Source organism: Streptomyces lushanensis (assembly GCF_001700515.1).
In the GTDB taxonomy this organism is placed as follows: Bacteria; Actinomycetota; Actinomycetes; order Streptomycetales; family Streptomycetaceae; genus Streptomyces; species Streptomyces lushanensis.
Genome location: NZ_MAUD01000456.1, coordinates 1 through 7,680, shown reverse-complemented (window position 1 = coordinate 7,680; position 7,680 = coordinate 1). Strand labels below are relative to the sequence as shown.

Here is a 7,680-nt window from a genome sequence, read left to right as displayed (position 1 = left end):
ACCGACGCCGCCGAGCACATCATCGGTCGGGGCAGAGCCGCCGGCGGCTCTGCCCCGACCGATGATGTGCTCGGCGGCGTCGGTACGGCAGAGGTCGACCATGAGGGTGACGGACTCCGCCAGGGAACGGCTCAGTTCGCCGACCACATCGCTCAGCGGCACCGTCGCGCCCTGCGAGAGTGTCAGCAGCAGATCGAGCCCGCCGTCGCCCATATGGGCCACACCGTGCGCGGCGATGTAGACGAGCAGCATGTTGTCGCTCTCGTCCACGACGGTTCTGAGGTTGTTCCGTACGTCGTCCCACGAGCGCGGTTCCTGGAGCAGATGCGTGCTCGACCGCGAGAAGCCGGTACCGCTGCGCAGCAGGGCGTTGTAGAACGCACCGGCGTCCTCCGCCGGGCGCAGTGTCCTGGCGCCGCGCTCGGACGGGGCGCCGGCGGACGCGGCTCCGTACAGGTGGCCGGACGCGGGTCCCGAGGCGGGCGCGGGCGGGGGCGCCGCGAGGCCGAGAGCGAGGGCGTGCCGCTGTGTGCTCTCCCTGCGCAGCGATACGGCGGCCAGCCGCGCGGGCAGATATGTGGACTCCTTCTCGTTCACGGCCCTGTTCAGCACGAGGGACGACCGGTAGCCGGCCGCGTTGCGCAGAAAGGCGGCGTGATATCCGCTGCTGCGCAGCATCGAGGCCAACTGGCGGTGCAGGGAGTCCAGATGGAGCGTGCGCTCCCTGGAGTTCACGCCCGTGCGCAGCAGGGTGACCAGATGGCTGGTGAAGACGGAGGTCGAGTACGTGTTGACCGCGTAGCCCAGCGCGCTCGTCCCGACGGCGGAAAGGACGGCGATGCCCTCGCGGGCGAGCCGGTCCAGGGCGCGTCTGATGCCACGGGGACGCACCTGGCCGGGCCCGGGTCCCGAGGAGAAGCAGACGTCGAGGATGAGCAGACGATCGGCCCGGCCACCGTCGGCGCGCCCGGCGGACGACGGCGGCCGGGCCTCCGACGACGGTGACGATGAGGACGATGACGATGACGATGAGGACGATGACGACGTCATACGGTCGGCGACGTCGAGAGCCGAAACCCAGGTGCCGAGGTCGGTACCGTCGGAGTTCCGGTCGGCGAGATACAACTCACCGTCGGTCAGAGCCCCGTGACCGGTCCAGTAGACGATGAGCGGACCGTCCTCGGCCGCCGCCTCGGCGACCCGGTCGAGGACCTCGTCACCGTTGTCCGAGAAGACCACATCGCAGTTCTCGGGATCGATCGCACCGATCACCGGGTCCGCGAGGACGTCCCGCACCTCGGCGACGTTTCTTCGTATCCCCGGCGGAAGGGATAAGGCGGGGTCGTTGTACGACGCCCCCTCGACCAGAACCGCCCGCGCCGACCCTGCTGCCACGTCGCCCCCCAGAACTCCGTCGCGGCAGGATAACGCTCGCCGAAGGCCGACGTGGTCATAATCGGCTGATTGCGCGGTGTGAGGCGGCGTTTCAGACACGGCCCGCTCGGGCGGCCGGCGGACGCCCGGCTGAGCGGCTTGCCGGAGAAGCACGTGGACACATCGATATCGATATCGACTCATCGGTAGCCTGCGTCATCATGATGCGCGCATGGATCTCGCCGGTGCTGCTCGTCCTCTGCGGCTCAGCCGCCGCGACCGGGCTGATGGTCAGGGGGAACATCGCCACGGCCGCGGCACTTCTGCTGGTCTTCGTGCTGCTCGCAGGCGTGAATTCGCCTCTGATCTTCCCGAGGTCGATCGGCGCGCTGGAGGCGCGACGCCTCAGCGCGGTCGACGGCCGGCCCGTCGTCTTCTGGCGGCCGGGCTGCAAGTACTGCGTGCGGATGCGCGTCCGGCTGGGCCGCAGTGCCCGCCAGGCGCACTGGGTGGACATCTGGCGCGACCCGGCCGGCGCGGCGGCGGTGCGGGCGGCCAACGACGGCGACGAGACCGTACCGACGGTCGTCGTGGCGGGCCGGCCGCACGTCAATCCCGATCCCGAATGGGTGCGTGCGCAGCTGTCCCGTTCCCGGTGATCAGGAGCACGGCGCAGACGGGGATCCAAGGACGAGCCGCACCGGGGCCGACCGCGAAGTGCCCGCCGCCGCCGGGGACTCGGCATCATCGCCCCTGACCACCGTCAGCACCAGTTCGAACCGGAGTGATCCGCGGTGATCCCCACGCTCGCCATGCCGTTGTCCGGGCCGTACACGCTGAGAAAGGCGGTTGTGCCGCCGATCCGCTTGGAGAAGCAGTCGGGCGGCGAGCCGTCGGTCCCCGTGGGCAGGGGCTGCCAGCCGTTCGCCCGCGCGGTCTCCCGGTAGTGGACGAGAACGCTCCGGCGGGAGGCGTCGTAGGGGAATTCGGTGCCGACCGAGACGAACAGATCGTCGTCGTCGCACTCCTCGTACCTCTCCCCCTCCCCGGCGCCCGCGGGCAGCGTGTCCAGCACCGGATCCCTCGCGATCGCCTCCGAGAGCCGGTCCTCCGCCTCCCCGCACCCGTAGGAGAAGAGGAAGTACCTGACCGGTTCTCCGACGAATATCGCCATGAGCAGGGCTGTTAATCCGGCCAGGAGGAAGCTCGTCCGCTGTGTCCGCATACGGCGGGACGCTAGCGCACGGGGAGCCCCGGCCGTCGCCGCGCATCCCAGGGCGCCACCGGTGCGGTCAGCCGACGCAGAGCACCAGGAGGCAGATCCGGTCCGGCGGTTGCGTGGTGGAGGCGGGGGGCGGGGTGTCCGCGGTGGAGTTGTCCGGTGGCGAGGACGGCGCCGGGGACGGAGGTGTGGTCGTTCCTTGCGGCGCGGGGTCCGTGCTCGGGGTGGTGGCGGGAGCCTCGGGCGTGGTGGTGCGCGGCTGGGGGTACGCCGGTGCGGTGGAAGCGGCGGCGGTGGTTCGGCTCGGGTTCCTGGTCGTGGTGGCGGCCACCAGGGTGGTGGTCCTCCGTGGCGGGCCGGTGATCGCGGACGGCTGGGAGCCGGTGCCGTTGCCCGTGCTGGTGCCGGAGTCCCGCGGATCGCGGGTGCGTGGCCGTACGGACGACGAGTCGGTGTCGGTGGCGTCGGGCAGGGTGGTGGCCGTGGCCTTCGGCTCCGGCGTCGAGGATGCCTGCGCGTCGTGGCCGGTGGACGGCCGGGACGGCAGTACGGCGAGCGTCAGACCGCCTCCGACGAGCGCGACGGTCGACGCGACCGCGGCCCGGCGCCGCTGCTTCTTCCAGCGCGCCAGTTGGCGGCGCCGGGCGGCCCGGCCCTCGGTCGCGGGGTCGGTGTGTCCGGAACCGGAGCCGCTCGACGGCACGGCGTACGGCGTGACGAGGGCGGTCGGCTCCGCGTCGGGGTGAGACGTCTCGAAGGAGTCCGCCGGGACCGGGACCGGCGCGGGGACCGAGGCCGCGGACTCCTGCGTGGGCCATGCCTCCGTCGTCGGCACGGTCGCCGGCGCCGGCGACAACGCCGAGGTGTGGTGGTGGAGTCGGTGGCCAGGAGGCGCGATGTCCGGGGCGTACGCGCCGCACCCGGGGCACACCAGTGCCCCGTTGAGGGTCCGACGGCACGAGGAGCAGTAGTCCATCCGCGATCTTTCTGTGCTGACTGCGCCACCAGGAACTCCGGCGACCTGTTCAAGTTCGCACTCACGATCGAGCGGGCAACAACGTAACGGCACGCGTGGAAGGTCGTGCGTCGACTCTGTGTTGCTCTCGCGAAGATTCTTCGCCGGACGTGTTCGGGCGGGGCGCCCGGACGTGGTCGGGCGGGGCGGTCGCGTGGAGTTGTCGGAATCCCGCCGGAATCGTGAGAATTACGGGGATCGCGAGGTGAGGGATGGCAGTCACCGAGGAGTACCTCCGGCTGTGCGCGCGGATCGACGGGGCGCTGGGCGGCGCCCAGGAGCCGGGGCCGGCGGGGGCGTTGGGGTTGGCGACGGAGGCGGTGGAGTGGTGCCGTGAGCGGTTGCCCGCTGGGCATCCTGAGCTGGCGAAGGCGCTGATCAGACAGGCCGAGGCGGCGTTTCACGCCGGGACCGTGGTTGACGCGGAGGGGCGGGCCACCTGGTGGTTCGCCGTCTGTATGGAAGAGGCGCTGGAGGTCCGGCGGTCGGTCTTCGGCGCGGTGAGCGAACCGGTGTCGGCCGCGTGGGGGATCCTGGCCTCGTACCACGTGCGCAAGGGGGAATGGGCCGCCGCCGCGGCGCCCCTGCGGGAGCAGATCAGGGTCCTGGAGGCACTGCGCGGGCCCGGACACCGTGATGTGGCCGTGGTCGTACGGCAACTCGCCGACATGCACCGGCAGTTGGGTGAGCATGACGAGGCCGCGACCCACTACCGGCGCTGCCTCGCGATCTGGGAGCACCACCCGCTGCACCAGGACGCGGTGCTCTCCTGGTTCGGCTGGGGACTGCTGTGCGAAATCAGGGGCGATCTCGTTGAGGCGCGGGAGGCGTTCGGGCGCACGGCGGCGATCGTACGGGCCCACCGTGGCGAGGCCGATCTCGGGCTGGCCCTCCCCTTTGTCCAGATGGGCCGTATCGCGATGCGGCAGGGCGAACTGGACGACGGTGTACGGCTGTACCGCGACGCGTTGTCCGTCCAGCGGGTGTTCCTCGGCGAGGAACACCCGCAAATAGGCTCCACCTGGGCGGAGTTGAGTCTCGCGACGGCGGTCGGCAGACCGGCCGAGGCCCTCGACGCGTCCCGTGGCGCCCTGCGCGCGGACGGCCGCTGGCTGGCGTCGGACGCGGCGGCTCGCCTGGACGCGAACGGTGTCCGTGAGCGGCTGTCCACCCTGCTCGGCCACGCCGACCACCATCTCGCCCTGGTGCTCGGCCCGGCGCTCGACGGCCGGCCCGGTGCCGGGCCGCTCGAAGAGGCGGCGGCGGTCGCCGCCTGGCGCCGGCGGCTGCCGGGTCTGCTCCTGGACCACCACTGGCCGGACGGTTCGCCCGAGCACGACGAACTCGTCGGGCACCGGCGTCTGATCCTGGCGCGGCAGGCGACACAGCGGCAGCACGGGGCGACGGTCACGAACGCCGACCAGGGGCAGACGCACAAGCCCGGGGAGGCGTGGATCGGGAACGGGATGCTGATGAGGGAGCTCCGGCAGGAGCTCGCCCGTACCGAAGCGGCCTTACGGAACCGCAGGGTGCCGGAGAGCCGGGCGTACGCGTTGCCGGAGCCGGAGCCGGAGCCGGAGCCGGAGCCGGAGCCGGAGCGGGGCGCGTCGCCGCCTCCGCCGTCGCCGTCCCTGGAGCCGGACGCGTCGTCGCCGTCGCCGTCGCCGTCGCCGTCGCCGTCCCCGGAGCCGGAGCCGGGCGCGTCGCTGTCGTCGTCGCCGGAGCCGGGTGTGCCACGGCCCCGGCAGCCGGATGCCCCGGGGAGTACGGTGCCGTCCTTCCCGCAGCCGGACGCCCTCCGCCGTAACCTCTCCCCGCGCGAGTGCTTCGTGGAGGTCCTGCGACTCGGCGGTGCCCAGGGGCGGTATGCCGCGCTCGTCGTGGAGCCCTCCGGCCGGCGGATCGCCGCCGTCGGTCTCGGTCCGGCCCCGGCCGTCGAGGCGGCGGCGCTGGAGGCGCGGATCGCGCTGGAGGGCATCGGCCGCGCGACCGCCTTCCGGGACGCCCGTCCACCGGGAGGTCCGCCGGGAGGGAGCCCGGACGCCGTCCGCGCGCTGTCCCGGCTCGTGATGGATCCTCTCCGGCCGTATCTCGACGGCGGGCGGCATGTCTTCATGGTGCTCGACGGACCGCTGCTGCACATCCCGCTCGGCGCGCTTCCCGCCGATCCGGGGCCGGGGCCGGGGCAAGGATCGGTGCCGGGTCCCGGGCGAGGTCAGGACCCATGGCTCGCCAGGCTCTCGATCAGCTATCTGACCGGGATGGACGACCTCGCCCGGGGCCCGCACCCCGCCGACGGACAGCGTCCCGGGACCGGGCCCGATGTGGTGGTCGCGGCACCGGACTTCGACCTCGTGGCCGGCGAGTCACGCGGCAGCGGCGAGCTGTTCGGCGAGCTCGCCGGGACCGCCGCCGAAGGCCGGAGCATCGCCGAGCGGCTTCCGGGCGCCGTGCTGCTCACCGGTGACCGGGCCCTGAAGGCACGGATGCGCGAGATCCGCTCCCCCCGGATCCTGCACATGGCGACGCACGGCTACGCGTTCGTCGACCGGTACGAACCCACGGTGGACGCGCTGGCCGAGGCGGTCCGGCAACGCGGACATCCGTTCCACGCGTCGAGGTTCGACCGGCTGCGGAGCGATCCGGACATGGCGAGCGGCATGGCTCTGGCCGGGGCCAACACCTGGCTGCGCCACGACGATCCGGGCGTCGAGGCGGAGACCGGTCTGCTCACGGCGGCCGACGTCGCCGGTCTCGACCTCACCGGTACCGACCTCGTCGTCCTCTCCGCCTGCGACACCGGCGTCGGCGCGGTCGGGGCCACCGGAGGCCACGCCAGCCTGCGCGCGGCCTTCCTCCGGGCCGGTGCCCGTACCGTCGTCGCGAGCCTGTGGAAGGTGCCCGACGACGAGACCCGGAGGCTGATGCTCCGCTTCTATGCGTATCTCCTGGCCGGGCGCGGCAAGGCGAAGGCGCTGCACCTCGCCCAACTGGACGCCTACCGGGCCGGGGCCGCGCCCCTGTCATGGGGTGCCTTCGTCTGCTACGGCGATCCGGGGCCGCTCCGGCCCGCCGGGCCCGGCTGACCGGCGGCCTCCGTGACCTCCGTGCCCCCCGTGACCTCCGTACCCCCAGTGACCTCCGTGACCTCCACCGCGAAGGAGACATCCCGCGTTCTCAGCACGCCCCGGGCCGGATGGCGTCCGGCGGGCGCCCGCGCCGTACCCGCTCCGAAGCGTTCGTGCGGCAGCAGCGAGGTGCGGTACGCCCCGGCGCTCGTCCCCCGCCCGGCGCCGATCACCCGTGCCGCGGTGCGTACCAGCTCGGCGACCGCCTCCACCGGGCCCATGACGGCGCCCGGTGCCGGTACCGGGGCCGGTACGGATTCCGCGAGGAGCTCCCGGAGGCCGGGGCCGTTGCCGTCGTCCTCGGTCACCCATACGGCGAGGTCCAGGAAGCCGCCGACCGGGCCCTCGTGGACCAGCAGGTCGGTACGGGGAGAACCGGCACGGTGCTCCGGCCGGCCGAACCGCGCGGTGGCCGCTCCGTACCGCACACCGCCGTCACCGGTGGCGGCCGTGACCACCAGGGCGTCCACGCGCACCCGACCCGGGAAGAACGGGCTGTCGCCGGGTACGGCCAGCTCCCTGAGCCGGACGGCGACCCGGCCCGGTGGTGGTGCCGCGCCGGTGGCGCGCGGAACGATCAGCCGGAAGGACGGATCGGGCCGGCGATCGACCTCGAAGACCGGCTCCGGCCCGGCCACCGGCCGCGGCACCGGATGGAAGACGAAGTCGAGCCGTTCGACGCGGTGGCGGACAGCCGTGGCCTGCCGTGGCGGACGGGCGTCCCGGCGGCCGACGACGAGATCGTCGAGCAGCCGCTCCAGCGTGGTCGTCGTCGTCATCGACCGGCGTCCGGACACACCGCTCTGCTCCAGCCTGGTCAGCCCGTCGATCTTCGCGTCCGAGATGATCGTCACCAGGCTCTCCGGGCGGGCCTCACCGGACTCGAACTGCACTGGCCCGAGGGCGTTCCGGGGGGAGCCGCCCGCCCGGAGAGCCTGGTG

General features: G+C 72.9%; 6 protein-coding genes. 2 read left to right on the top strand and 4 right to left on the bottom strand.

The genetic code is table 11. The features are described 5' to 3' along the window. Positions 1-1,395, bottom strand: a 1,395-nt coding sequence (locus BFF77_RS29395; protein ID WP_141698560.1) for a hypothetical protein, incomplete at its 3' end; no start/stop codon positions are given. 200 nt (positions 1,396-1,595) lie between these two features. Between BFF77_RS29395 and BFF77_RS29390 the strand changes: the two genes are divergently transcribed. Beyond that, the gene (locus BFF77_RS29390; protein ID WP_066955928.1) at positions 1,596-2,033 is read left to right on the top strand and encodes a glutaredoxin domain-containing protein; all 438 of its coding nucleotides are present in this window, start codon (positions 1,596-1,598) and stop codon (positions 2,031-2,033) included. Between the two features lie 104 nt (positions 2,034-2,137). Here the strand turns inward: BFF77_RS29390 and BFF77_RS29385 are convergent, their stop codons facing one another. Both BFF77_RS29385 and BFF77_RS36035 read right to left on the bottom strand, forming a co-directional pair. Continuing rightward, positions 2,138-2,599, bottom strand: coding sequence for a hypothetical protein (locus tag BFF77_RS29385; RefSeq protein ID WP_141698559.1), 462 nt, complete (start codon positions 2,597-2,599; stop codon positions 2,138-2,140). A 67-nt stretch (positions 2,600-2,666) separates the two neighbouring features. Then, positions 2,667-3,572 (bottom strand): SCO2400 family protein, encoded by a 906-nt coding sequence (locus BFF77_RS36035; protein ID WP_425424440.1) that lies wholly within the window; start codon positions 3,570-3,572, stop codon positions 2,667-2,669. 251 nt (positions 3,573-3,823) lie between these two features. On the opposite strand from BFF77_RS36035, the gene BFF77_RS29375 reads away from it, so the two are divergent. Then, a complete protein-coding gene (locus tag BFF77_RS29375; protein ID WP_066955922.1) occupies positions 3,824-6,697 on the top strand; it encodes a CHAT domain-containing tetratricopeptide repeat protein in 2,874 nt (957 codons plus the stop codon). Here the strand turns inward: BFF77_RS29375 and BFF77_RS29370 are convergent. Continuing rightward, a partial coding sequence (locus BFF77_RS29370; protein WP_211280345.1) for a hypothetical protein occupies positions 6,655-7,680 on the bottom strand: 1,026 nt, incomplete at its 5' end. The genes BFF77_RS29375 and BFF77_RS29370 overlap by 43 nt on opposite strands.

Bases quoted from the DNA above. Each gene is read 5' to 3' on its own strand.
- BFF77_RS29390 (WP_066955928.1), top strand. From the start codon at position 1,596: ATGATGCGCGCATGGATCTCGCCGGTGCTGCTCGTCCTCTGCGGCTCA.
- BFF77_RS29385 (WP_141698559.1), bottom strand. From the start codon at position 2,599: ATGCGGACACAGCGGACGAGCTTCCTCCTGGCCGGATTAACAGCCCTG.
- BFF77_RS36035 (WP_425424440.1), bottom strand. From the start codon at position 3,572: ATGGACTACTGCTCCTCGTGCCGTCGGACCCTCAACGGGGCACTGGTG.
- BFF77_RS29375 (WP_066955922.1), top strand. From the start codon at position 3,824: ATGGCAGTCACCGAGGAGTACCTCCGGCTGTGCGCGCGGATCGACGGG.